This window comes from Winogradskyella sp. (assembly GCF_016744625.1).
GTDB lineage: Bacteria > Bacteroidota > Bacteroidia > Flavobacteriales > Flavobacteriaceae > Winogradskyella.
Map to the genome: position 1 here is coordinate 1 of NZ_JADGDZ010000010.1, position 21,801 is coordinate 21,801.

23 protein-coding genes are annotated in these 21,801 nt (G+C 32.4%); 15 read left to right on the top strand and 8 right to left on the bottom strand.

Annotation, left to right across the window (positions count from 1 at the left end; all coding sequences use genetic code 11):
- Window positions 1-11: 11 nt before the first annotated feature.
- The 3 genes from lptB to QZZ53_RS03950 all read right to left on the bottom strand — a co-directional run bounded on the left by lptB (window position 12) and on the right by QZZ53_RS03950 (window position 2,638).
- Complete coding sequence (gene lptB, locus QZZ53_RS03940; protein ID WP_296381711.1) at window positions 12-752, bottom strand: LPS export ABC transporter ATP-binding protein; 741 nt, start codon at window positions 750-752, stop codon at window positions 12-14.
- An 87-nt stretch (window positions 753-839) separates the two neighbouring features.
- Window positions 840-1,673: a twin-arginine translocase subunit TatC gene (tatC, locus tag QZZ53_RS03945; protein WP_296381713.1), complete on the bottom strand. Its 834-nt coding sequence runs from the start codon at window positions 1,671-1,673 to the stop codon at window positions 840-842.
- The gene (locus tag QZZ53_RS03950; RefSeq protein ID WP_296381715.1) at window positions 1,673-2,638 is read right to left on the bottom strand and encodes a KpsF/GutQ family sugar-phosphate isomerase; all 966 of its coding nucleotides are present in this window, start codon (window positions 2,636-2,638) and stop codon (window positions 1,673-1,675) included. Before QZZ53_RS03950 ends, tatC begins: the two co-directional genes overlap by 1 nt.
- 88 nt (window positions 2,639-2,726) lie before the next feature.
- On the opposite strand from QZZ53_RS03950, the gene QZZ53_RS03955 reads away from it, so the two are divergent.
- Window positions 2,727-4,928, top strand: coding sequence for an ATP-dependent DNA helicase RecQ (locus QZZ53_RS03955; RefSeq protein WP_296381717.1), 2,202 nt, complete (start codon window positions 2,727-2,729; stop codon window positions 4,926-4,928).
- 31 nt (window positions 4,929-4,959) lie between these two features.
- Here QZZ53_RS03955 and QZZ53_RS03960 read toward each other — a convergent pair whose 3' ends face one another.
- Window positions 4,960-5,409 (bottom strand): hypothetical protein, encoded by a 450-nt coding sequence (locus QZZ53_RS03960; protein ID WP_296381719.1) that lies wholly within the window; start codon window positions 5,407-5,409, stop codon window positions 4,960-4,962.
- Window positions 5,410-5,523: 114 nt separating this feature from the next.
- Here QZZ53_RS03960 and QZZ53_RS03965 point away from each other — a divergent pair, with 114 nt between their 5' ends.
- Entirely contained in the window at window positions 5,524-6,456 is a 933-nt protein-coding gene (locus tag QZZ53_RS03965; RefSeq protein WP_296381721.1) for a peptidylprolyl isomerase, read from the top strand.
- A 158-nt stretch (window positions 6,457-6,614) separates the two neighbouring features.
- Window positions 6,615-7,310, top strand: coding sequence for a tetratricopeptide repeat protein (locus QZZ53_RS03970; protein WP_296381722.1), 696 nt, complete (start codon window positions 6,615-6,617; stop codon window positions 7,308-7,310).
- A gap of 19 nt (window positions 7,311-7,329) precedes the next feature.
- On the opposite strand, the gene QZZ53_RS03975 is transcribed toward QZZ53_RS03970, so the two are convergent.
- Both QZZ53_RS03975 and QZZ53_RS03980 read right to left on the bottom strand, forming a co-directional pair.
- Window positions 7,330-8,160: an alpha/beta hydrolase-fold protein gene (locus tag QZZ53_RS03975; RefSeq protein ID WP_296381724.1), complete on the bottom strand. Its 831-nt coding sequence runs from the start codon at window positions 8,158-8,160 to the stop codon at window positions 7,330-7,332.
- 1 nt (window position 8,161) lies between these two features.
- Window positions 8,162-8,737, bottom strand: coding sequence for a non-canonical purine NTP diphosphatase (locus tag QZZ53_RS03980; RefSeq protein ID WP_296381726.1), 576 nt, complete (start codon window positions 8,735-8,737; stop codon window positions 8,162-8,164).
- Window positions 8,738-8,824: 87 nt separating this feature from the next.
- On the opposite strand from QZZ53_RS03980, the gene QZZ53_RS03985 reads away from it, so the two are divergent.
- The 3 genes from QZZ53_RS03985 to raiA all read left to right on the top strand — a co-directional run bounded on the left by QZZ53_RS03985 (window position 8,825) and on the right by raiA (window position 12,641).
- Window positions 8,825-9,898 carry a galactokinase family protein gene (locus tag QZZ53_RS03985; protein ID WP_296381729.1) on the top strand — a complete coding sequence of 358 codons (1,074 nt, stop codon included), beginning with the start codon at window positions 8,825-8,827 and terminating at the stop codon, window positions 9,896-9,898.
- A gap of 6 nt (window positions 9,899-9,904) precedes the next feature.
- Window positions 9,905-12,175, top strand: coding sequence for a sugar phosphate nucleotidyltransferase (locus tag QZZ53_RS03990; protein WP_296381730.1), 2,271 nt, complete (start codon window positions 9,905-9,907; stop codon window positions 12,173-12,175).
- 166 nt (window positions 12,176-12,341) lie between these two features.
- Window positions 12,342-12,641 carry a ribosome-associated translation inhibitor RaiA gene (gene raiA, locus QZZ53_RS03995; protein ID WP_296381732.1) on the top strand — a complete coding sequence of 100 codons (300 nt, stop codon included), beginning with the start codon at window positions 12,342-12,344 and terminating at the stop codon, window positions 12,639-12,641.
- Between the two features lie 41 nt (window positions 12,642-12,682).
- Here the strand turns inward: raiA and rlmH are convergent, their stop codons facing one another.
- Window positions 12,683-13,156 (bottom strand): 23S rRNA (pseudouridine(1915)-N(3))-methyltransferase RlmH, encoded by a 474-nt coding sequence (gene rlmH / locus QZZ53_RS04000; protein WP_296381813.1) that lies wholly within the window; start codon window positions 13,154-13,156, stop codon window positions 12,683-12,685.
- A 184-nt stretch (window positions 13,157-13,340) separates the two neighbouring features.
- Between rlmH and nadC the strand changes: the two genes are divergently transcribed.
- The 4 genes from nadC to priA all read left to right on the top strand — a co-directional run bounded on the left by nadC (window position 13,341) and on the right by priA (window position 18,100).
- Complete coding sequence (nadC, locus tag QZZ53_RS04005) at window positions 13,341-14,198, top strand: carboxylating nicotinate-nucleotide diphosphorylase (protein ID WP_296381734.1); 858 nt, start codon at window positions 13,341-13,343, stop codon at window positions 14,196-14,198.
- A 62-nt stretch (window positions 14,199-14,260) separates the two neighbouring features.
- Window positions 14,261-15,226, top strand: a complete 966-nt coding sequence (locus tag QZZ53_RS04010) for a YihY/virulence factor BrkB family protein (protein WP_296381736.1) — start codon at window positions 14,261-14,263, stop codon at window positions 15,224-15,226.
- Window positions 15,216-15,650 carry a DUF2147 domain-containing protein gene (locus QZZ53_RS04015; RefSeq protein WP_296381737.1) on the top strand — a complete coding sequence of 145 codons (435 nt, stop codon included), beginning with the start codon at window positions 15,216-15,218 and terminating at the stop codon, window positions 15,648-15,650. The genes QZZ53_RS04010 and QZZ53_RS04015 overlap by 11 nt, the downstream gene beginning before the upstream one ends.
- On the top strand, window positions 15,647-18,100 hold the full coding sequence (priA, locus tag QZZ53_RS04020) for a primosomal protein N' (RefSeq protein ID WP_296381739.1): 2,454 nt from the start codon (window positions 15,647-15,649) through the stop codon (window positions 18,098-18,100). Before QZZ53_RS04015 ends, priA begins: the two co-directional genes overlap by 4 nt.
- Window positions 18,101-18,180: 80 nt before the next feature.
- Here the strand turns inward: priA and QZZ53_RS04025 are convergent, their stop codons facing one another.
- A complete protein-coding gene (locus QZZ53_RS04025) occupies window positions 18,181-18,876 on the bottom strand; it encodes a LytTR family DNA-binding domain-containing protein (protein WP_008271090.1) in 696 nt (231 codons plus the stop codon).
- 249 nt (window positions 18,877-19,125) lie between these two features.
- Here QZZ53_RS04025 and rpsF point away from each other — a divergent pair, with 249 nt between their 5' ends.
- The 5 genes from rpsF to QZZ53_RS04050 all read left to right on the top strand — a co-directional run bounded on the left by rpsF (window position 19,126) and on the right by QZZ53_RS04050 (window position 21,775).
- Window positions 19,126-19,476, top strand: coding sequence for a 30S ribosomal protein S6 (gene rpsF, locus QZZ53_RS04030; RefSeq protein WP_296381743.1), 351 nt, complete (start codon window positions 19,126-19,128; stop codon window positions 19,474-19,476).
- A 2-nt stretch (window positions 19,477-19,478) separates the two neighbouring features.
- Complete coding sequence (rpsR, locus tag QZZ53_RS04035; protein WP_296381745.1) at window positions 19,479-19,775, top strand: 30S ribosomal protein S18; 297 nt, start codon at window positions 19,479-19,481, stop codon at window positions 19,773-19,775.
- Between the two features lie 12 nt (window positions 19,776-19,787).
- On the top strand, window positions 19,788-20,237 hold the full coding sequence (rplI, locus tag QZZ53_RS04040; protein WP_296381748.1) for a 50S ribosomal protein L9: 450 nt from the start codon (window positions 19,788-19,790) through the stop codon (window positions 20,235-20,237).
- 64 nt (window positions 20,238-20,301) lie between these two features.
- A complete protein-coding gene (locus tag QZZ53_RS04045; RefSeq protein WP_296381750.1) occupies window positions 20,302-21,174 on the top strand; it encodes a glycerophosphodiester phosphodiesterase family protein in 873 nt (290 codons plus the stop codon).
- A 127-nt stretch (window positions 21,175-21,301) separates the two neighbouring features.
- Window positions 21,302-21,775, top strand: coding sequence for a DUF6495 family protein (locus tag QZZ53_RS04050; protein WP_296381752.1), 474 nt, complete (start codon window positions 21,302-21,304; stop codon window positions 21,773-21,775).
- The last annotated feature ends 26 nt before the right edge of the window (window positions 21,776-21,801 follow it).

Consider the following 21,801-nt stretch of genomic DNA (forward strand, 5'->3'; position numbering starts at 1 on the left):
CCCTGAAATTATTAAAAATCAATTTTGGTTTTGCGCAATTCGAAGTTTTGTCCGAGATATACTTTACGTACCATTTCATCACTAGCTAGTTCTTCAGGAATACCAGCTTTTAAGATACCGCCTTCAAACATAAGATAAGTTCTATCGGTAATAGCAAGTGTTTCTTGTACGTTATGATCGGTAATTAAAATACCAATGTTCTTTTTAGTTAGTTTAGCAATAATACGCTGAATATCTTCTACAGCAACAGGATCTACACCTGCAAAAGGTTCATCTAATAAAATAAAATTTGGATCAGTAGCTAAAGCTCTTGCAATTTCAGTTCTTCGACGTTCACCACCAGATAATAAGTCACCACGACTTTTTCTAATGTGGCCTAAACCAAATTCTTCAATAAGCGACTCCATTTTTTCGTGCTGCTCTTTCTTATTCAATTTTGTAAGCTGTAATACACTAAGAATATTATCCTCAATACTCAACTTCCTAAAAACTGAAGCTTCTTGTGCTAAATAGCCAATACCATTTTGAGCACGTTTGTACATTGGATATTTTGTAATATCGGTATCATCTAAATAGATATTACCTCCATTTGGTTTAATAATTCCAACAATCATATAAAAGGATGTAGTTTTACCAGCTCCATTAGGACCTAGTAAGCCTACAATTTCTCCTTGGTTTACTTCCAAAGAAACATCTTTTACTACTTTTCGTCCACTGTAGGACTTCATTAAATGTTCTGCTCGTAACTTCATAGTCTTTGTAAGAACGCTAAAAATAATAAAATCATATAGATTCGATTAGTAGTAGCATAGTTTTATTAAAAGTTTAATCACTTAGGCTTAACGTTTTGCTGCTTTAGTATTTTTTTTGTTTTGTCTTTTTACAACAACAGACGAAATATAAATACTTACTTGATATAATATTAATATAGGTATAGCAACAATAACCTGACTCGCAATATCTGGTGGTGTAATTACTGCTGATAAAATCAATACAATGACCAATGCATATTTTCGATATTTTCTCAAAAACGCAGGTGTTACCAATCCAACTTTAGTTAAAAAGTATATGATTATTGGTAATTCAAAAACAAAACCAGATGCGATAGCAGATGAGCGAACAATTGCAATAACAGAACTTACATCAAACTCATTAGAAATCTGCTCACTTATTTGATAGTTTGCCAAGAAATTAATCGACAATGGAGTTACAATATAGTATCCAAAAAGTACTCCTAGAAAAAATAAAAATGATGCAATAAATAAAAACCCTCTTGAGCTATTGCGTTCAGTAGATTTTAGACCAGGACTAATAAAACTCCATAACTGATATAATACATAAGGAAAAGCAACAATGAAACCAGCGTAAATTGAAGTCCAGATATGAGCTGAGAATTGACCTGCAACCGTTCTGTTTTGAATGATAAACGGAAATTTTTCAGCACAAAATGTGGTATCTGTCATACCTAAAAATTGTGATACTTTACAAAGCCCTTTATAAGTTGGGAAACTCATATTTGTTGGACCAAAAATAATCACATCAAAAATAAATTTATAAAAAATACCAGCTAAAGTCGCAGCAATTACAATGCCTAAAGTTGCTCTAATGAGATGCCATCTTAATTCTTCAAGATGGTCTAAGAAAGACATCTCATCAATAGTTCTGTTTGCCATTATATGATACCTTCTTTTATTAAATCGTGAAGATGAACAACACCAACATATTTGCCATCATGTTCTACAATTAGCTGAGTAATATTAAACTCTTCCATAACTTCTTTCGCATCTACAGCCATTGCATCTTCTGCAATACGTCTCGGATTAGTACTCATAATATCCTTAGCTTTTAAACCCGTAATATCATCACTTTTACTTAGCATTCTTCTTAAATCTCCATCAGTAATAATACCTGCAATTTTATCATTATCAACAACTGCAGTAACACCTAACCTTTTTTCGGTAATCTCTACAATGACTTCTTTTAAACTACTTTCTAAACCTACCTGAGGTTTTTTATTTTGAGACGATAAATCACTTACTCGCATATATAAACGCTTCCCAAGCGCACCTCCTGGATGGTATTTTGCAAAATCTTTACTAGAAAAACCACGTAATTCTAATAAGCACACTGCTAAAGCATCTCCCATTACTAATTGAGCAGTTGTACTTGTTGTTGGTGCTAAATTATTGGGACAAGCTTCTTGTTCTACAAAAGCATTCAAAATATAATCCGCTTGTTGACCTAAAAAGGAATCTATATTACCTGTAATAGCAATCATTTTATTTTTTGCGTTCTTAATAAGAGGCACCAAAACTTTAATTTCTGGTGTATTTCCACTTTTAGAAATACAAATAACGACATCATCTTCAAGAATTAATCCAAGGTCTCCATGGATTGCATCTGCGGCATGCATAAACACAGATGGAGTACCAGTAGAATTTAATGTGGCTACTATTTTATTAGCAATAATGGCACTTTTGCCTATACCAGTGATAATAACTCGACCTTTAGAATCGTAAATTAATTCTACGGCTTTAGCAAAATCTTTAGTAAGTAATTCTGATAAATTTTCTATAGCTTTACTCTCTAATTTTATTGTGGTTTTTGCAGTATTTAAGATGGATTGCTTAGTGTTCAAAACTTATTATTTATTGAGTTTTTTAGATTTAAAGAAATTGTTATCTTTAAGCTTATTGCAAATGTATATAAAATACTAATAGGGATTAATGAGTATTGCAGAAATTGACTTACACGCTTCACTAAAAAAACACTTTGGTTTTTCAGGATTTAAAGGTCTTCAAGAAGAGGTTATAGAAAACGTAGTTGCTGGTAATAACACTTTTGTTATTATGCCAACTGGAGGAGGGAAATCATTATGTTATCAGCTACCAGCTATAATAAAGGAAGGTACAGCTATTGTCGTCTCACCACTTATTGCGTTAATGAAGAATCAGGTAGATGCCATTAGAGCTGTATCTGAACACGAAGGTGTTGCACATGTTTTAAATTCATCTTTAAATAAAACGGAAGTTAAACGCGTAAAAGATGACATTACAAATGGTATCACAAAATTGTTATATGTCGCACCAGAATCGTTAACCAAAGAAGAATATGTTGAGTTTTTAAGAACAGTCAAAATTTCATTTATGGCTGTTGATGAGGCACATTGTATTAGTGAATGGGGACACGATTTTAGACCAGAATATAGAAATCTTAAGCATATTATTAAACGTATAGGTGATGATATTCCTATCGTTGGACTTACCGCAACGGCAACTCCAAAGGTACAGGAAGACATTTTGAAAAGTTTAGGAATGCCCAATGCTGTAACATTTAAAGATTCTTTTAACAGACCAAACTTATATTACGAAGTACGTCCAAAAACTAAAAATGTAGATGCAGATATCATTCGTTTTGTAAAACAAAATGAAGGAAAATCTGGCATTGTATATTGTTTAAGCCGTAAACGTGTAGAAGAATTGGCGCAAGTGCTTCAGGTTAATGGAGTAAAAGCGGTTCCTTATCATGCAGGATTAGATGCTAAGACTAGAGTGAAACATCAAGATATGTTCTTAATGGAAGATACAGATGTTGTGGTAGCAACAATTGCCTTCGGAATGGGAATTGATAAACCAGATGTGCGTTTTGTAATTCATCACGATATTCCTAAGAGTATAGAAAGTTACTACCAAGAAACTGGTAGAGCTGGGCGTGATGGAGGTGAAGGTCATTGTTTGGCATACTATGCTTATAAAGATATAGAAAAACTCGAAAAATTTATGTCTGGCAAACCTGTAGCAGAACAAGAAATTGGTCATGCTTTACTGCAAGAAGTTGTTGCTTTTGCAGAAACTTCTGTATCTAGACGAAAGTTTATTCTTCATTATTTTGGTGAAGAATTCGATAATGCTACTGGTGAAGGAGGAGATATGGACGATAATGTTCGTCATCCTAAAAAACAAGTTGAAGCTAAAAATGAGGTAAAAACGCTTTTAGAAACTGTCGATAAAACAAATGAAAAGTACAAATCTAAAGATTTAGTGCAGGTGCTTATTGGTAATTCTAATGCTTTAATTTCTTCACATAAAACAGATATACAGCCGTTTTTTGGAGTAGGTAAGGCTAAGGAAGCGAGGTATTGGATGGCATTAATTCGCCAAGTTCTTGTGGCTGGTTATTTAAGGAAGGATATTGAAACTTACGGTGTTTTACGATTAAGTGATAATGGTAAAAGCTTTATGGATAAGCCACAATCTTTTTTAATGGCAGAAGACCACGTTTTTGATGAAGAATCTAACGACGGAATTATTACCAACTCAAAAGGAGGTGGAGCTGTAGCAGATGAAAAATTAATGAAGATGCTTAAGGACTTGCGTAAGCGTAATGCTAAGCGACTTGAAGTACCACCATTTGTTATTTTTCAAGATCCTTCTCTTGAGGACATGGCTTTAAAATACCCTATTTCTATAGAGGAATTATCTAATGTACATGGAGTAGGAGAAAGTAAGGCCAAAAAATACGGAAAGGATTTTGTAGGGTTGATAGCTGATTATGTTGAAGAAAATGACATTATGCGACCAGATGATATGGTTGTAAAGTCAACAGGGACAAATTCTGCGATTAAATTGTATATCATTCAGAATGTAGATAGAAAATTGCCATTAAGTGATATAGCATCTTCTAAAGGTATGGAAATGCCAGCCTTTATTAAGGAGATGGAATCGATTGTTTTTTCTGGTACAAAATTAAATATCAGTTACTGGATTGATGACATACTAGATGAAGATCAGCAGGAAGAAATCCATGAGTACTTTATGGAATCTGAAAGTGATAAAATTGATGATGCTATTGAAGAGTTTGATGGAGATTACGATGATGATGAATTACGATTGTATCGTATTAAGTTTATGAGTGAAGTTGCTAATTAGTATTCAGTTTTTACCCAACTGACACTCTAATTTATTCTTCCTCATCAGAAACATTATATTTAGTAAACAAAATGTCCTGCTTTTTAACTTTTATTAGAATGTTACTAAGTTTTGCATTTTCCAATTTTTGGATGTCAGTTTCTTCAATTTGAAAATCAATTTTGGTAACGTTTCTTCCTTTTATATCAGAACCTTCAGATTCAAACTCTGGCATATCAGAATTAAGTTCCAATTCAAAGTTCTCTCCTTTAAATAAAAGTAAAGCACCATCTTTTGACTTTACATGAAGTTGACCAACTATAACAGTTTGAAAAAAGAAATAACCGCCAAGCTCATTTAGGCCTGCAAAAAGAACATTGTTGAGAGAAATTCCAAAAGGTCTGTTTTCAACATCTTCTATAATTGCTTCTATAGTATCACCAGATTGCAATTGTTCTTTAGAAGTTTTAGTACCAAAAAGTTTAGATAAAGAAAATCCCATAATTTTAAATTTCAACAAAACTAACTTTAATAAATCAATTCTCAAATCTTCAATCTAAATTCGTAATTCTTAAATCATTGACTATCTTTGCAGCCTTAAACAAAAGACAAAACAATGCAAGACGGTTTATACGCAAAATTCAATACATCGAAAGGTGAAATATTAGTGAATTTAGAGTTTGAAAAGACTCCAGGAACAGTTGGTAATTTTGTGGCTTTAGCAGAAGGAAACATGGAAAATTCAGCTAAACCACAAGGAAATCCTTACTATGATGGCTTAAAATTCCATAGAGTGATTCCAGATTTTATGATACAAGGAGGTTGTCCTCAAGGAACAGGTACAGGTAATCCTGGTTATAAGTTCGATGATGAGATTCATCCAGATTTAAAGCATGATGCTCCTGGTGTATTATCTATGGCAAATGCTGGTCCTGGTACTAATGGAAGTCAATTTTTTATAACTCACATCGCAACAGATTGGTTAGATGGTAAGCATACCGTTTTTGGCAAAGTTGTAGAAGGATTAGATATCGTTGATACTGTTGCACAAGATGATACCATCGAAAGTTTAGAAATCGTAAGAGTAGGTGATACAGCTGAGAAGTTTAATGCAATTGAAGCTTTTAGAGTATTTGAAGGATCTCGCGAAAAGCGCGTCGCAGCAGAGCGAGAAGCAGCAAGAGCTGAGCTAGATAAATTAGCTGCAGGTTTTGATGAAACTGAATCAGGTCTGCGTTACCAGATTATTCAAAAGGGTGACGGAAAGAAAGCTGAAAAGGGAAATATGGTATCAGTACATTATAAAGGTCAATTAGCAGATGGAACTGTGTTTGATTCGTCTTACAAAAGAAATTCGCCTTTAGATTTTCAAGTAGGAGTAGGACAAGTAATTCCAGGATGGGATGAAGGTATTTGTTTATTAAATGTTGGTGATAAAGCACGTTTGGTAATACCTGGTAATCTAGCTTATGGTGCTGCTGGCGCAGGAGGAGTAATTCCACCAGATGCAACATTAGTGTTTGATGTAGAATTAATGGGAATTAAATAAGCAAAGAACCAATTTTGTAGAGCAAAATTGTGAGTATCGCTTATACCAAATTTATTTTGTAATCTAATCAATTTAGGCGTAACAAAATTTTAAAAGAATCGTCTCACTTATATAGTGAGACTTTTTTGCTTATATATTAACCAATCCACCCAATCAAAATGAAGACTAAATTTTTACTACTGCTAATCGCGACATTAATATTTGGTTGCTCAAAATCTGTAGAATATTCTGAAGCGTTTAAGAAAGAAACTGAAGGAGGTTACCTTTATAATCAAGATGACTTAATTGAAGTTTATTATGAAAATAATAAGCTCTTTTTAAATTGGAGAGGTGGAAAAATTGAGCCTGTTGCTATAGAAGAGAATGAATTCTTTGTTGCAGATATGTATAAGAAGTTCAGGTTTGTTGAGCACCCAGAAACTAAAAAATGGTATTTATCTATAATATCTGAGGAAGATGATGGTAAGGTCACATATGATTATTTAAAGGCACCAGAGGGTTATAAAACACCGAGTCTACATTTAAAAGAAGGTAATTATGAAAAAGCTCTTGCTGGCTATTTAGAAATTAAAAAACAGGATTCTACAAGTGCATTTATAAATGAATGGGATTTTAATAGCATGGGTTATAAACATATCAGAAAAAAGGAATATGAAAAGGCAATAGGTGTTCTTAAATTAAACGCAGCTTTGCATCCTAATAGTGCTAATGTTTATGATAGTATGGCAGAAGCATACTTGTTAAATGGTGACAGTTTAGAGGCTTATACTAATTATAAAAAGACATTAGAGTATAATTCTGGAAATAAACGAGCGAAGAATTATATCAAAGCTTTTGAAAAAACACAAAATTAAATTTATAAAACACTATTTATTAGTTCTTCTTAGATCTGAACAACGCCTCAAAAGCAGTATAAACGGCTAAATGTAAAGTATCTCCATGATCTAATTCTTTAAAAAAGCTAAAATGTATGGTGGTGTTCTCTTTTTTATCTGTGTCTAAAGTTTTGTATAAATTTTCTGCATCTTTTTCCATCACTTTTCCTTCTTTGCCAACAGCGATATAAATTTTCTTTTCTGTTGTATATGCTTTTGGCTTTAGTTTTAATAGAGATTGATTGTCCCACCACAAACTAGGACTTATAATAATGTAGTTATTGAATAATTCTGGTTTTTTATAAAGTATTTCAGTTGCCAATAAGCCACCAAGGGATTGACCAATGATAGTTTTGGTGTCGTTAACATTGTAGTTTGAATTTATAAATGATTGTAATTCAGTTTCTATAAACTTGATGAATTTTTCTGAACCACCTGTTGTCGGAAATTCTGTTTTATGTTTTTTAATAGTTGTTGGAAACGTAAAATCTCGCTTTCTATCTATATTAGAAATACCTACAACTATAGTTTCTGGAATCATATTAATCCATGAAAATGAACCAAATTGTACTAATCCAGAAATATGAATAAAATCCTCATCCATAGAACCATCTAGTAAATAAATTACAGGATAAGTCTTTGTTGAATCTGCTGTGTATTCTTGAGGTAAATAGATATTTAGAGTTCTGTTTTCATCTAAAATTTCAGAGTGAAGTGTTACAGATTCACCTATTGTAATTGGTGTTTTTTCTATAACTTTTTCTTGTGCTTTAACTTGAGATAAAACCAATAAAACAGTAACTGTAGTAATGATTTTTTTGAACGACATATTATAAGTTATTAAGAAATGTAATTAATTGTTGCACAGCTTTTCCGCGATGACCGATTGTGTTTTTTTCTTCAAGTGAAATTTCTGCAAATGTTTTATTATAATCTTCAGCTTTAAAAATGGGGTCGTAGCCAAAACCTTTTTTACCATGTTTCTCTGTTGTAATTTCACCTTTACAAATTCCAGTAAAAGTTTTAAGTTTGCCATTAAGATATAATGCAATTACTGTTTTAAATTGGGCATTTCTATTGTCTTTATGTTCTAACTCAGTTAGAAGTTTCGTCATGTTATCTTCAGCATTACGTTGCGGACCAGCATAACGAGCAGAAAAAACACCAGGTTCGCCATTTAACGCATTTACCTCTAGACCTGTATCATCTGCAAAACAGTCATAACCATATTTGGTTTTAATATACTCAGCTTTTTGTATGGCATTGCCTTCAATGGTTGGTTGTGTTTCAGGAATATCTTCAATACATAAGATATCTGCCAGACTTAGCAATTTTATATGCTTAGGAACTAAAGTTTGAACTTCTTCTAGTTTATTAGGATTGTTAGTTGCGAAAACGAGTTGCATGTATTCGATTTTAAATTCAAATATAAGTTAATGTTAGGAATTAGGTTTAGTCTTTATTTGTTGTAATTTTAATCACAAATCTGTTATATGTTAAACAAAATTATTTCTAAAGCACCAGCAAGAATCTGTTTATTTGGTGATCATCAAGATTATATGCAGTTGCCAATTATTGCTTGTGCTATAGATAGGTATATTACTATTGAGGCAATGCCCAACCAAAATAACACACTTCATATATTTAAACACGATTTAAATACTGAAGATATTATCAAATTAAGCGAGCCAATAGAAGTTATTGCTGAAGATTATTTGCGATTGTCACTAATAGTGTTGTCGAGATATAATTACGTACCAAACCAAGGGTATGATGTGCATATTTCAGGGAATATTCCTATTAATTCCGGATTATCAAGTTCATCAGCTTTAACTGTAGCTTGGATTCAATTTTTAATTCGGGCTTTTAGTATAAATGAAAAAGTTTCTCCGATGCTAATTGCGAGACTTGCTTATGAGGTTGAAGTGATAGAGCAAAACGGGTCTGGTGGTAAGATGGATCAATATACCATAAGTTTAGGTAATAGTATTTTTATGAATACTAAGACAGATGCAATTCATACATTTCCTAATGCTTTAAATGGTATGATTATAGGTGATTCAGGTGAAGGTAAAGATACATTAGGTACACTTTCGCATTTAAAAGGTGATGCTTGGAAAGCTATAAACCAAGTAAAATCTAAATATTCAGATTTTGATATTGCGACGATAAATAGCTCAGAATTAGAGCAATTTACACCTCTTGTAAGTGAAGAATTACGACCTACTTTTGAAGCTGCTGTACTTAATTATAATATTACTAAAAACGCTGAGAAAGCATTTTTAGAATCCAATTTAGATTATAGATATATTGGTGATTTAATGAACCAACATCATCAACTATTAAGAGATAATTTACTAATTACAACTTCAAAAATAGATGCTATGATAGATGCAGCATTAAAAGCCGGAGCATATGGCGCAAAGATTGTTGGCTCTGGTAAAGGAGGTTGTATTGTAGCCTTAACTTCCAAAGAGAAAGAATTGGATGTTATTGATGCTATTAAAAGTGCTGGCGCAAAAGATGCCTTTTTAGTAAAAGAAAGTGGAGGAGCTCAAATTTTATAAAATCAAATGAATAATAGATTAGTTATACTGGCAGGAGGAGCATCATCTCGAATGAAAAAATCCATGGTTGATGCTGAATTAGATAAAAAATTAATTCAGCAAGCCAATGAGCGTTCTAAAGGATTAATAGAGATAGGTGATTCAGGAAGAACCTTATTAGATTACCTATTGATTAATGCATATAATGCAGGTTATATAAAAGTATTCATTATTATCGGAAAGGATTCAGGTTTATTTAGAGAACGTTATAAGGATTATTCTAGATTAGAAATTCAATTTGCTACGCAATATATTCCAGACGATAGGGTAAAACCGTTAGGCACAGCAGATGCTGTTTATCAAACGATGGTGCAATTTCCAGAACTGAAAGTTGGGCGATTTTCTGTTTGTAATAGTGATAATTTATACTCGATTAATGCACTTAAATCGTTGCGTTTTGTTTCTTCTAAAAATGCATGTATCGCATACGATAGAGATTATTTAAAGTTTCCTATTGAACGTATTTCAAAGTTTGCAGTAATGCATTTTGACAAAGATTATCAACTTATTAATATTGTAGAGAAGCCTAATCCGAGTAAGCTTTTAGACTATAAGGATGTTAATGGTAAGCTTAGAGTGAGTATGAATATCTTTTCCTTCGATGGAGCTTTGAGTTATTCTTTTTTTAAAGATTGCCCTTTGCATCCTATTCGAAATGAAAAGGAAATACCTTCTGTAATAGTCAATATGCTTCAGGAGCACCCAAAAAGTATGATTGGTATTCCTTTAGAGGAACATGTACCAGATTTAACAAGTAAAGAAGATATTTTAAAAATGACTGACTATTTAAAAAATAGTAAAAAAAAAAAAAAAAATAAATTTAATTTTAGTAGAAATAAAATCACCTTTATGAAAAGAAGAAATTTCCTTAAAAAGACCTCATTGTCAGCGGCTGGTATTACTGTTGCATCTATGTTACCTAGTTGTACATTCGAAACTAGTGGTAGACCTTCAGTAAGTCAGTATATGGGAGGATTTGCAGCTCCTAAATTAGAAACAGTACGTGCTGCATTTATAGGCGTAGGCGCTAGAGGTGGTGATCATTTAAAATTCTTTGCTGAACTTCCAGGTACTGAAGTAGTCGCAATTAGTGATTTGTTCAAGGATAATGTTATAAAATGGAAAAATATTGCTAATGAAATTGGTAAAGGTGAGAGACACAATGATGTGAAATTATATCATAGTGACGAAAATCTCTGGATAAAAATGCTTGATGAAGTGAAACCAGATGTCGTTTTTATAGCTACTAATTGGAATAATCATGCTCCAATGGCAATTACTTCTATGGAAAAAGGTGCACACGCTTTTGTTGAAGTACCAATGGCTGTGACTCTTCAAGAAATGTGGGATATTGTTGATACATCAGAACGTACTAAAAAGCATTGTATGATGATGGAGAATGTAAATTACAGTCGTGATGAGCTCATGTTTTTAAACATGTGTAGACAAGGAGTAATAGGAGATATTATACATGGAGAAGCTGCTTATTTACACGAGCTTCGTTATCAAATGGAAGAGCAAGAACGTGGTACAGGTTCTTGGAGAACTCATCATTATGCTAAAAGAAACGGTAATTTATATCCAACACATGGACTTGGACCAGTAGCGCAATACATGAATATCGCGAGACAAGATGATATGTTTAATAGTATGGTATCTTATTCAACGCAAGCAATAGGAAGACAACTTTATGCAGAAAAAAATTATCCAGAGAATCATAAGTGGAATCAATTAGATTTTAAAGGAGGGGATTTAAACACCTCTATTATTAAAACTAATATGGGAAGAACGATTATGGTTCAATGGGATGAAACAAGTCCTAGACCTTATTCTCGTCACAACTTAATTCAAGGCACTAAAGGAATATTAACTGGTTTCCCTACTAGAGGTGCTTTTGAAGGTGGTTTTGAAGGTGTTACTGAAAATCATCATAGTTGGGTTCAAGGCGAGCAATTACAGGCTATGTACGAAAAATATGATCATCCCTTATACAAACGTTTAAATGAAGCTGCTAAAGGAAGTGGTCATGGAGGTATGGATGGTATTATGGTATATCGCATTGTAGAGTGTTTACAAAAAGGATTGCCACTAGATCAAAATGTTTACGAAGGCTGTCTTTGGAGTGCAGTTACTCCTTTAAGTGAACAATCTGTTGCGAATGGTGGTGCTCCACAAGAATTTCCTGATTTCACAAGAGGAAACTGGAAATCTACAAAACCTTTAGATGTAATAGTATAGTTAAATGGTGTATTCTTAAAATGTGATCGTTTTGAGTATGGTTTATACTAGATTATTTTTCTCATTAAAATGACTTCACACAAAAAATTATGATAAATATCAGTTGCAAAACTCACTTAAAATTGTACCTTAGATATAGGAATTAATAATTAAAACAAGATAGATTATGACGGTAAATTTTCAATATGTAAATACAGATGTAAGTGAAACATTATCAGCTTTCACAGAAGATAAATTAGAGAGATTAGCTAATAAGTTTGAGTTTCTTATTTCGGCTCAAGTTTATTTTAAACACGATGATAAAGATCATAAAGCAGGTAAGATTTGTAATATAGAATTGAGTTTGCCAGGTCCACGTATTTTTGCCACATCAAATAAGCATAATTATGAGGTTGCCGTAAGCGAAACGATTAATGATTTAACACGTCAGCTTAAAAAAAGAAAAGAGATATATAAAGTTCATTAAAATCAAGCGTTTCGACGTTTATATTAGAGGGTTTACTATTTTTATCTGTGATGATAGGGTTCATTTCTTAAAATAGTAAATCCTCTATATAATTGCTCTATAAAGAACAAGCGTACCATTTGATGAGAAAAAGTCATTTTCGATAAGCCTAACTTCCCGTTGGCTCTACTATAAACAGCATTAGAAAATCCATAAGGTCCACCAATCACAAAGATTAGAGTTTTAATACCAGAATTCATATGTTTTTGTAAATAGTTAGAGAATTCAACTGAATTAAGTTGTTTTCCGTTTTCATCTAACAGAACTAGCACGTCAGAATTCTGAGTTTTTGCTAATATCAATTCGCCTTCTTTTTCTTTTTGTTGGGCTTCAGATAAATGCTTTACTTTTTTTATATCTGGTATGATTTCAAATTCAAACTTTATATAAAAGCCTAAGCGTTTAGTATAATCTTCAATTAAACTAATTAAGGATTTATTATCTGTTTTGCCTATGGCTATGAGTTTAATTTGCATTTTATTGTTTGGTCGAGCGTAGTCGAGACCTTTTTGTGTTACCTCTCGACTACGCTCGAGATGACAGAAAGATTCTGGTTTTGAATTCAAAATTAATCATTTTTAATAATTGGTGTTATTTCATTTTTAGTTTTTGATATTTTTAATCTTTCAATTCCTATTTTTACAACAAATAAGATTACAAATGATTTCAAAAGAACAATTTGATCTAGAAATAGATGGAATTATAACAAATGCCATTAGAGAAGATGTAGGAGATGGCGATCATAGTTCGTTAGCATGTATTCCTACTTCAGCTATAGGAAAAGCAAAATTATTAGTAAAGGATGAAGGCATCATTGCTGGTATTGAATTTGCTAAACAAGTATTTGCTTATGTAGATGCAAACATGAAAGTGGAAACCTTAATTGAAGATGGAGGTAAAGTGAAATATGGAGATATAGTGTTTTATGTAGAAGGAGCTTCGCAATCTATTCTTAAGGCAGAACGATTGGTTTTAAATGCTATGCAACGTATGAGTGCTATTGCAACTAAAACAAGACAATTTGTTGATTTATTAGATGGTACAGGAACTAAAATTTTAGACACTCGTAAAACAACTCCAGGAATCAGAGCGCTCGAAAAATGGGCTGTTAAAATTGGAGGAGGCGAGAATCATAGATTCGCTTTATATGATATGATTATGCTAAAAGATAACCATATTGATTTTGCGGGAGGAGTTGCTAAAGCGATTAATCTTACCAAGCAATATTTAAAAGATACTAATCGTGATTTAAAAATTATAGTAGAAGCTCGTAACCTTGAAGAAATTAAAGAGATTTTAGATTGTGGAGGCGTCGATCGTATTCTAATAGATAACTTTAATTACCAAGATACTCGTAAAGCTGTAAAGCTTATTGGAGACCAATGTTTAACAGAATCTTCTGGCGGAATTAATGAAGATACAGTTAGGCATTATGCAGAATGTGGTGTAGATTATATTTCATCTGGAGCTTTGACGCATTCGGTCTATAATATGGATCTTAGCTTAAAAGCAGTATAAAGTAGCAAATATTTCATTATAAATTAGCTATAAGCCAAAGGTAAATAGCTAAAAGCCAAAATATGTCCAAGCCTATAGAAGATAAGTTAGATAAAATACCTGTCATTAATTTAATTGTTCGCTTTTTTAAGAAGATTAGATTACCAGGATTCGAGGGCTTGTCTGTCTACGATTTGCTAGAGCTATATATTATGGGAATTGTTAACGGAGCTTTAACTACAAGGGCAAGTGCTATTGCTTTCAGCTTTTTTACAGCAATTTTTCCGTTTTTACTGTTTGTAATTATTATCATTCCATATATTCCTATAGATAAATTTGAAGTTGAATTTTTAGGATTTTTAAATTCATTTTTACCACCTCAAACATCAGATTTTTTCTTCTCAAATATTTTTGAAAACATAAGTGAAAGTGGTGGAGCTGGCTTAATATCATCTGTGTTTTTGTTATCTATGTTATTAATGGCAAATGGTGTTAGTGCTGTGTTTTCTGGATTTGAATATTCATACCATGAGCAACTTACCCGAAATGTGTTTCAACAATATTTATATGCTTTTGGTGTCGCATTGATTTTAGCATTTTTGGTATTATTAACGGTTGCAGTATTTGGGTATTTTCAGATCTATGTTATTCAACCCATATATGAAGGTATAACAGGAAAAGATGCACTAGAAACAGATTCAGGTTTAGGTTGGATAATTTTTGCTAAGTATATGTTTTTTGTAATTATGGTGTATTTAGCAACGGCTACTTTGTACTATTTTGGTACAAAAGAAGGAAGGCATACACGATTCTTTTCTGTTGGTGCTTTGCTAACTACACTTTTAATTATATTAACATCCTACTTATTTGGTGTATATATTAATAATTTCTCTCAATACAATAAGCTTTATGGCTCTATTGGAGCGTTATTGATATTGTTATTATATCTATGGCTCAACTCTAATATTTTACTGTTAGGTTACGAGTTAAATGCGTCACTTCAATTTTTAAGGAAGCATCCAAAGAAATCTAAACGAAATGAAAACTAATAAACACATTCTAACTGTATTTTTGTTTTTGATTACGATGTCTTTAACATCACAAAACATTCTTGGCAAATGGAAAACTATTGACGACAAAACAAGGGAAGAGAAATCTATTGTAGATATATATGAGTATGAAGGAAAGATTTATGGAATAATTATAGAAATACTTAACACTAAGAATAAGAATGCACTTTGTGAAAAATGCAAGGGAGATAAAAAGGATAAACCTATATTAACTATGATGATTATTGATGGTTTAACTAAAGATGATGATGCATTTGGAGGTGGAACTATTTTGGATCCAGAAAATGGTAAAACATATAAATGTAGATTAAAACTAGATGAAGACGATAAAGACACACTACAGGTAAGAGGTTATGTGGCTTTTTTCTATAAAACACAATACTGGAAACGTGTTGTAAAATGACTTATTTTATAGACGTCATATTACCAATTCCGCTTCAAAAGGCCTTTACGTATCATATAACTGAAGCAGAAGCTAAATTCCTTAAACCAGGAATACGCGTAGCTGTGCCCTTTGGTAAGAGCAAGATATACACAGCATTAACATATAAAATCCATAACAATCCACCAACGGCTTACGAAGCTAAAACCATCCATCAAATTTTAGATAAAAAGCCTGTGGTTACAGAAACGCAATTACAGCATTGGGAATGGATTGCTAAATATTACATGTGTAGTTTAGGTGAGGTGATGCGTGCTGCAATGCCGAATGCTTTTCTTTTAGAAAGTGAAACCATTATTTCTAAAAATGAAAAAACTAAAATAAATGATTCTGAATTAAAAGATGATGAATTTTTGATTTATGAAGCCTTACAACATCAGTCTTCACTTAAGATTCAGGATGTGGTTTCCATTTTAGATAAAAAACGTGTTTTACCTGTAATTAACGGTTTGGTAGAAAAAGGGGTGTTGTATTTACAAGAAGAGTTGTATGAAAAATACACGCCAAAATTAGTGCGTTATGTAAAGCTGCATGAAAATCATAAATCACAGGAAAAACTTCAAGAATTATTAGAACTATTAAGTAGGGCACCAAAACAACGCGAAGTGATTTTAGCTTTGTTCACTATGGAAGCTTCCATAAAAGAACCCATAAAAGTTTCCGAATTAGCTGAGCGTAGTGGCGCATCAACCTCTATTATAAAAATACTGATTGATAAAGCTATTCTAGATGAATATCACATCCAGACAGACAGAATTCAATTTGAAGGAGAAGGAGATGAAAACGTTAAAATATTAAACGAAGCTCAGCAACAAGCGTACGAAGAAATTGAAACGGCTTTTGAAAGTAAATCAGTTGCTTTACTTCATGGAGTAACTTCTTCTGGTAAAACAGAAATCTATGTGCAACTCATTCAGAAACAATTAGAACTTGGAAAACAAGTGCTTTATCTTTTGCCAGAAATTGCTTTAACAACACAACTAGTACAGCGACTTCAAGACTATTTTGGTGAAAAGGTTGCGGTATTTCATTCAAGGTATTCAGGTAACGAGCGTGTTGAGGTTTGGCAGAATATGCTCAGTAATTCTGTAAAGGCACAAGTCGTCATTGGTGCGCGTTCTTCTCTTTTATTGCCTTTTAGTAACTTAGGATTAATTATAGTAGATGAAGAGCATGAGCAATCTTACAAGCAATTCGATCCTGCTCCGCGTTATCATGCAAGAGATGCTGCAGTCGTCTTAGCTAATTTGCATGAGGCTAAAACGCTTTTAGGTTCTGCTACACCAAGTTTAGAAAGCTATTTTAATGCCAGTCAAGGTAAATATGGTTTAGTTGAATTAAATACGCGTTATAACAATGTGCTAATGCCAGATATTGAATTGGTAGATTTAGCAGATAAGTACAAGCGTAAACGAATGAAAGGTCATTTTAGTGACCGACTCATCCAAGAAATGACGGAAACCTTAGAGGAAGGTTTTCAAATTATACTATTCCAAAACCGAAGAGGCTTTTCACCAATTATCGAGTGTACTACTTGCGGAACGTCTCCTCAATGTCCTAACTGTGATGTGAGTTTAACCTACCATCAATACAGAGATCAGTTACGCTGTCATTATTGTGGATATAATTCTGCAATGCTAAAAAGTTGTCAAGGGTGTGGAAACTCTACTTTAGACACAAAAGGTTTTGGTACAGAACAAATAGAGGAGGAGGTTAAAATCTTATTTCCTGAAAAGAAAGTTGCTCGTATGGATTTAGATACTACACGAGGTAAATATGGATTTGAAAAGATAATTTCCAGCTTTGAGCAGCGCGAAGTTGATATTTTGGTCGGAACACAAATGTTAACCAAAGGTTTAGATTTTAGGTATGTAAAATTGGTTGGTATTATGAATGCCGATAATTTACTCAACTTTCCGGATTTTAGAGCACATGAGCGAAGTTATCAATTAATGGCTCAGGTCTCTGGTAGAGCAGGTCGTACAGATTTAAGAGGAAAGGTATTGATTCAAACCTATAATCCACATCATAATATATTACAGCAAGTTTCTACAAATTCTTATAAAGAAATGTTTGAAGAACAAATGAATGAGCGCTACAATTTTAAGTACCCACCAATTTATAGATTAATTAAAATCACCTTTAAGCACAAAGATTATAATCGTGTGAATCTAGCAGCAGATTGGTACGCAAAATCATTACGACAAGTTTTTAAAAGCAACGTTTTAGGTCCAGAATTTCCGCCAGTATCAAGAATCAGAAATTTATACAATAAGAATATTTTAATTAAGATTCCTCAAAATCAATCTTTAGCCAAAACAAAAGAGGCTATTATTAAAATTGATAACAGTTTTAATGCTGTGAAGGACTTTAGACCAGTCAGAGTTGTGTTGAATGTAGATAATTATTAATACTAAAAAATCCCGTTAATTATTAACGGGATTTTTCTATTTCAATGTGCTTTGAGATATTCTGCTATTAGCAATATTTTTTACATATTATTCAAAGCATCCACCAATTGTGTCTTTTTGTTTCGACTCAATGGAATCTCGTAAGCACCTACTTCAACATTTTTACTGTTAAAGCGGTCTATCTTGTCTAAATTCACAATATAAGATTTGTGAATTCTTAAAAATTTACCTTCTGGCAATTCTTGTTCAAAAGCTTTCATAGTAGATAATACTACTAAGCTATTTTCTTCTGTTACTACTTTTACATAGTCACCGAGTGCTTCAATCCATTTAATATCCTTAATATATACTTTACGTTTTTTAAGGTTACTTTTCACAAAAATGTGTTCACCATCAGTCTCGTTAAAGTCTAATTTCAATTTGTGCTGCTCAATAGCTTTTTCTACGGCAGTGTTAAATCGTTCTTTAGTGATTGGTTTTTGAAGATAATCGGTAGCGTCGTAATTAAATGCTTTAAAAGCATATTCGGTTTTACCGGTAACAAAAATAATTTGGGGTTTGTTGTTGAGTACATCTAAAAGTTCAAATCCGTTTAATACAGGCATCTCTATATCTAGAAAGATAAGATCTACTTTGTGTGTATTAAGACCGTTTTTTGTTTCTAACGCACTGCTGTACTCTGCAATAAGGTTAAGTGAGGAATGATTCTCAATTAACTTTACTATAGAGAGGCGCTGAATCGCAGAATCATCAACAACTACACAGTTTAAAGTCATAACATTAATATTTTATTAGGTTAAGATATCGACAATAGTACAATAATTTCGGTTAAAAAACAAATTTTACCGACAAAGTGTAATATTTAACAATATATGTAGTCCATAAATTCTATAAAATCTCACATTCAAAAACGTTGCCACAAATAGTATATGTAGTAAAATAAAATTACATAAATAAAACGTTGCTAGAAATAGAATTAATGCTTATTTTTGCAGCCGTTTTAACAATAAACAAAACAATTTATTATGAATCATTATGAAACTGTTTTCATCTTAAATCCCGTTTTATCTGACGATCAGATAAAGGAGACAGTAAAGAAATACGAGGATATGCTCGTGTCTAAAGGTGCTAAGATGATAGCCAAAGAAGATTGGGGCTTGAAAAAGCTGGCTTATGCAATCCAAAACAAAAAAAGTGGTTTTTATCACTTATTTGAGTATACTGTTGCTGGTGAGGCAATTGAACCTTTAGAGGTAGAATTTAGACGTGATGAGCGTTTTATGCGTTACTTAACTGTGAAATTAGACAAACATGCTATTTCATGGGCTGAGAGAAGAAGAGAAAAAATGAAAGTAAAAGCAAAAGCAAAAGCGTAATTATGTCATCAATAGAACAACAAGCAAAAGGAAAAAAGGACGGAGAAATTAGATATCTTACTCCTTTAAATATCGAGACTTCAAAACAAAAGAAGTACTGTCGTTTCAAAAAATCTGGTATTAAGTACGTAGATTATAAAGATGCAGATTGGTTACTAAGATTTGTAAACGAGCAAGGTAAATTACTACCAAGACGTTTAACAGGAACTTCTTTAAAGTATCAAAGAAAAGTATCTGTGGCTGTAAAGAGAGCTAGACATTTAGCTTTAATGCCATATGTTGCTGATTTATTAAAATAAAATATCATAACAATGGAACTTATATTAAAACAAGACGTTGAAAACTTAGGATTTAAAGACGATATTGTATCTGTTAAGAACGGTTATGGTAGAAACTTTTTAATTCCAAACGCACAAGCGATATTAGCAACTACTTCTGCAAAGAAAGTATTAGCTGAAACTTTAAAGCAACGTGCTTTTAAAGAAAAGAAAATAATTGACGAAGCTAAGAGTGTTGCTGAAGCATTGGCTGGTTTAGAAGTAAAGATTGCTTCTAAGGTAGGTGCTGGAAATAAACTTTTTGGATCTGTTAACAATATTGATTTAGCAGCTGCTTTACAAAAAGAAGGTCAGGAAATTGACAAGAAATTCATCAATGTAATTGGTGGTAGTGTAAAGCGTTTAGGTAAATACGATGCTGTAATTAGATTACACAGAGAAGTAACTGTAGATTTATCATTTGAGGTTGTAGCAGAAGCTTAATCTCTTTTTTAAAATAATAAAAAACCGTTTAGTTCTCTAAGCGGTTTTTTTGATTCTAACCTTTATGAAGCGCTTTATTTTATTACTTCTAATCCTTGGTCTCATAGGTTGTAAAGAATCTAAGACTATTGATGTAAGAACAGTAGTATCTAATTCAAAACTTATTGAAGTATTTAAGGATTCAAAAACTAATTATCCTAACATTAGTGTACATCGTGGTGGAAAAGGCTTATTAAACTATCCAGAAAACTGCCTAGAAACACTTCAATATGTTAGTGATAGTATTTCTGCTGTTTATGAAGTTGATGTGGCTCAAACTAAGGATGGACAATTAGTTTTAATGCACGATAATTCTATAGAAAGAACAACTAACGGAAGTGGTTTAGTAAAGGATTTAACTTATAAGGAGCTTAAACGATTCAATTTAGAGGATGATTATGGTAATAAGACCGCTTTTAAAATCCCATTATTTTCTGAAGTTTTAAAATGGTGCAAAACAAATAACGTGATTCTTACAATAGATATCAAACGAAGTGTAAGCCAAGAAACTGTAATTAATACAGTTAGAGAGGCTAAAGCCGAAGATATTAGTATCATAATTACCTATGATGTGGAGCAGGCTAAATCTGCTTATACTTTGGCTCCAGAATTATTGCTTTCAGTTTCAGCAAGAAACCACGAAGAATTTGATCGTTTGCTAAAGGCTAAAATACCTACAGAAAATATGTTGGCTTTTACAGGAACACGATTATCAAATGCATCGTTATACAAAAGATTAAATGAAAATGATATAGTTTGTATGCTAGGAACTCTAGGTAACTTAGATAAGCAAGCCGAAGCAAGAGGAGATGAACTTTACCTAAGATGGCAAACGTTTGGAGCAAATATTATTGCTACAGACAGACCGTTTGAAGCATTTAGAGCAATTAATAATTAGTTATTGCATTTATATATTTATGACTGTTACATTGAAAGTAGTTTACAAAGTAAGTCGAAGTGAATTATAACTGGTAAATAGACAAATAGATTCTGAAACAAGTTCAGAATGACAAAGTATTGTAAGAATGAAATACACAAGATTAACAAAAGAGCAATTCGAAGAATTACACCAAGAATTCATCAACTTTTTAGCTACGCAGTCTATTACAGCGGATGAGTGGCAAGACATTAAAGCAAATAAACCTGAAGCTGCAGAGCAAGAACTCGATGTGTTTAGTGATTTGGTATGGTTTGGTGTTTTGAGTAAAGTTGAATACCTAGAGCATATTTCGCCACAACAAATTCATTTGTTTAAGTGCAATGAAAAACAAATGCGTTTAATAGCATTAAAAATTAGCAAGGAAGAAATAGATTTTACTACCAAAGAAGGGTTTGAGTGGTTAAGGAATAATTTGTTATCTGATGATATCGAATTCTTTAATGCTAACAAACCGTATTCAGACGATAAGCATTTAGATATCTTTAAAATGATTCAAACTGGTGCTGTGATTACAAAAGGCGAATTGTTTCAGTATTTTGAGACGCTTATTGGGCAGTAGCAAATTCCTGAGAAGACAGGAATATC

Bases quoted from the DNA above. Each gene is read 5' to 3' on its own strand.
- lptB (WP_296381711.1), bottom strand. From the start codon at position 752: ATGAAGTTACGAGCAGAACATTTAATGAAGTCCTACAGTGGACGAAAA.
- tatC (WP_296381713.1), bottom strand. From the start codon at position 1,673: ATGGCAAACAGAACTATTGATGAGATGTCTTTCTTAGACCATCTTGAA.
- QZZ53_RS03955 (WP_296381717.1), top strand. From the start codon at position 2,727: ATGAGTATTGCAGAAATTGACTTACACGCTTCACTAAAAAAACACTTT.
- QZZ53_RS03960 (WP_296381719.1), bottom strand. From the start codon at position 5,409: ATGGGATTTTCTTTATCTAAACTTTTTGGTACTAAAACTTCTAAAGAA.
- QZZ53_RS03965 (WP_296381721.1), top strand. From the start codon at position 5,524: ATGCAAGACGGTTTATACGCAAAATTCAATACATCGAAAGGTGAAATA.
- QZZ53_RS03970 (WP_296381722.1), top strand. From the start codon at position 6,615: ATGAAGACTAAATTTTTACTACTGCTAATCGCGACATTAATATTTGGT.
- QZZ53_RS03975 (WP_296381724.1), bottom strand. From the start codon at position 8,160: ATGTCGTTCAAAAAAATCATTACTACAGTTACTGTTTTATTGGTTTTA.
- QZZ53_RS03980 (WP_296381726.1), bottom strand. From the start codon at position 8,737: ATGCAACTCGTTTTCGCAACTAACAATCCTAATAAACTAGAAGAAGTT.
- QZZ53_RS03985 (WP_296381729.1), top strand. From the start codon at position 8,825: ATGTTAAACAAAATTATTTCTAAAGCACCAGCAAGAATCTGTTTATTT.
- QZZ53_RS03990 (WP_296381730.1), top strand. From the start codon at position 9,905: ATGAATAATAGATTAGTTATACTGGCAGGAGGAGCATCATCTCGAATG.
- raiA (WP_296381732.1), top strand. From the start codon at position 12,342: ATGACGGTAAATTTTCAATATGTAAATACAGATGTAAGTGAAACATTA.
- rlmH (WP_296381813.1), bottom strand. From the start codon at position 13,156: ATGCAAATTAAACTCATAGCCATAGGCAAAACAGATAATAAATCCTTA.
- nadC (WP_296381734.1), top strand. From the start codon at position 13,341: ATGATTTCAAAAGAACAATTTGATCTAGAAATAGATGGAATTATAACA.
- QZZ53_RS04010 (WP_296381736.1), top strand. From the start codon at position 14,261: ATGTCCAAGCCTATAGAAGATAAGTTAGATAAAATACCTGTCATTAAT.
- QZZ53_RS04015 (WP_296381737.1), top strand. From the start codon at position 15,216: ATGAAAACTAATAAACACATTCTAACTGTATTTTTGTTTTTGATTACG.
- priA (WP_296381739.1), top strand. From the start codon at position 15,647: ATGACTTATTTTATAGACGTCATATTACCAATTCCGCTTCAAAAGGCC.
- QZZ53_RS04025 (WP_008271090.1), bottom strand. From the start codon at position 18,876: ATGACTTTAAACTGTGTAGTTGTTGATGATTCTGCGATTCAGCGCCTC.
- rpsF (WP_296381743.1), top strand. From the start codon at position 19,126: ATGAATCATTATGAAACTGTTTTCATCTTAAATCCCGTTTTATCTGAC.
- rpsR (WP_296381745.1), top strand. From the start codon at position 19,479: ATGTCATCAATAGAACAACAAGCAAAAGGAAAAAAGGACGGAGAAATT.
- rplI (WP_296381748.1), top strand. From the start codon at position 19,788: ATGGAACTTATATTAAAACAAGACGTTGAAAACTTAGGATTTAAAGAC.
- QZZ53_RS04045 (WP_296381750.1), top strand. From the start codon at position 20,302: ATGAAGCGCTTTATTTTATTACTTCTAATCCTTGGTCTCATAGGTTGT.
- QZZ53_RS04050 (WP_296381752.1), top strand. From the start codon at position 21,302: ATGAAATACACAAGATTAACAAAAGAGCAATTCGAAGAATTACACCAA.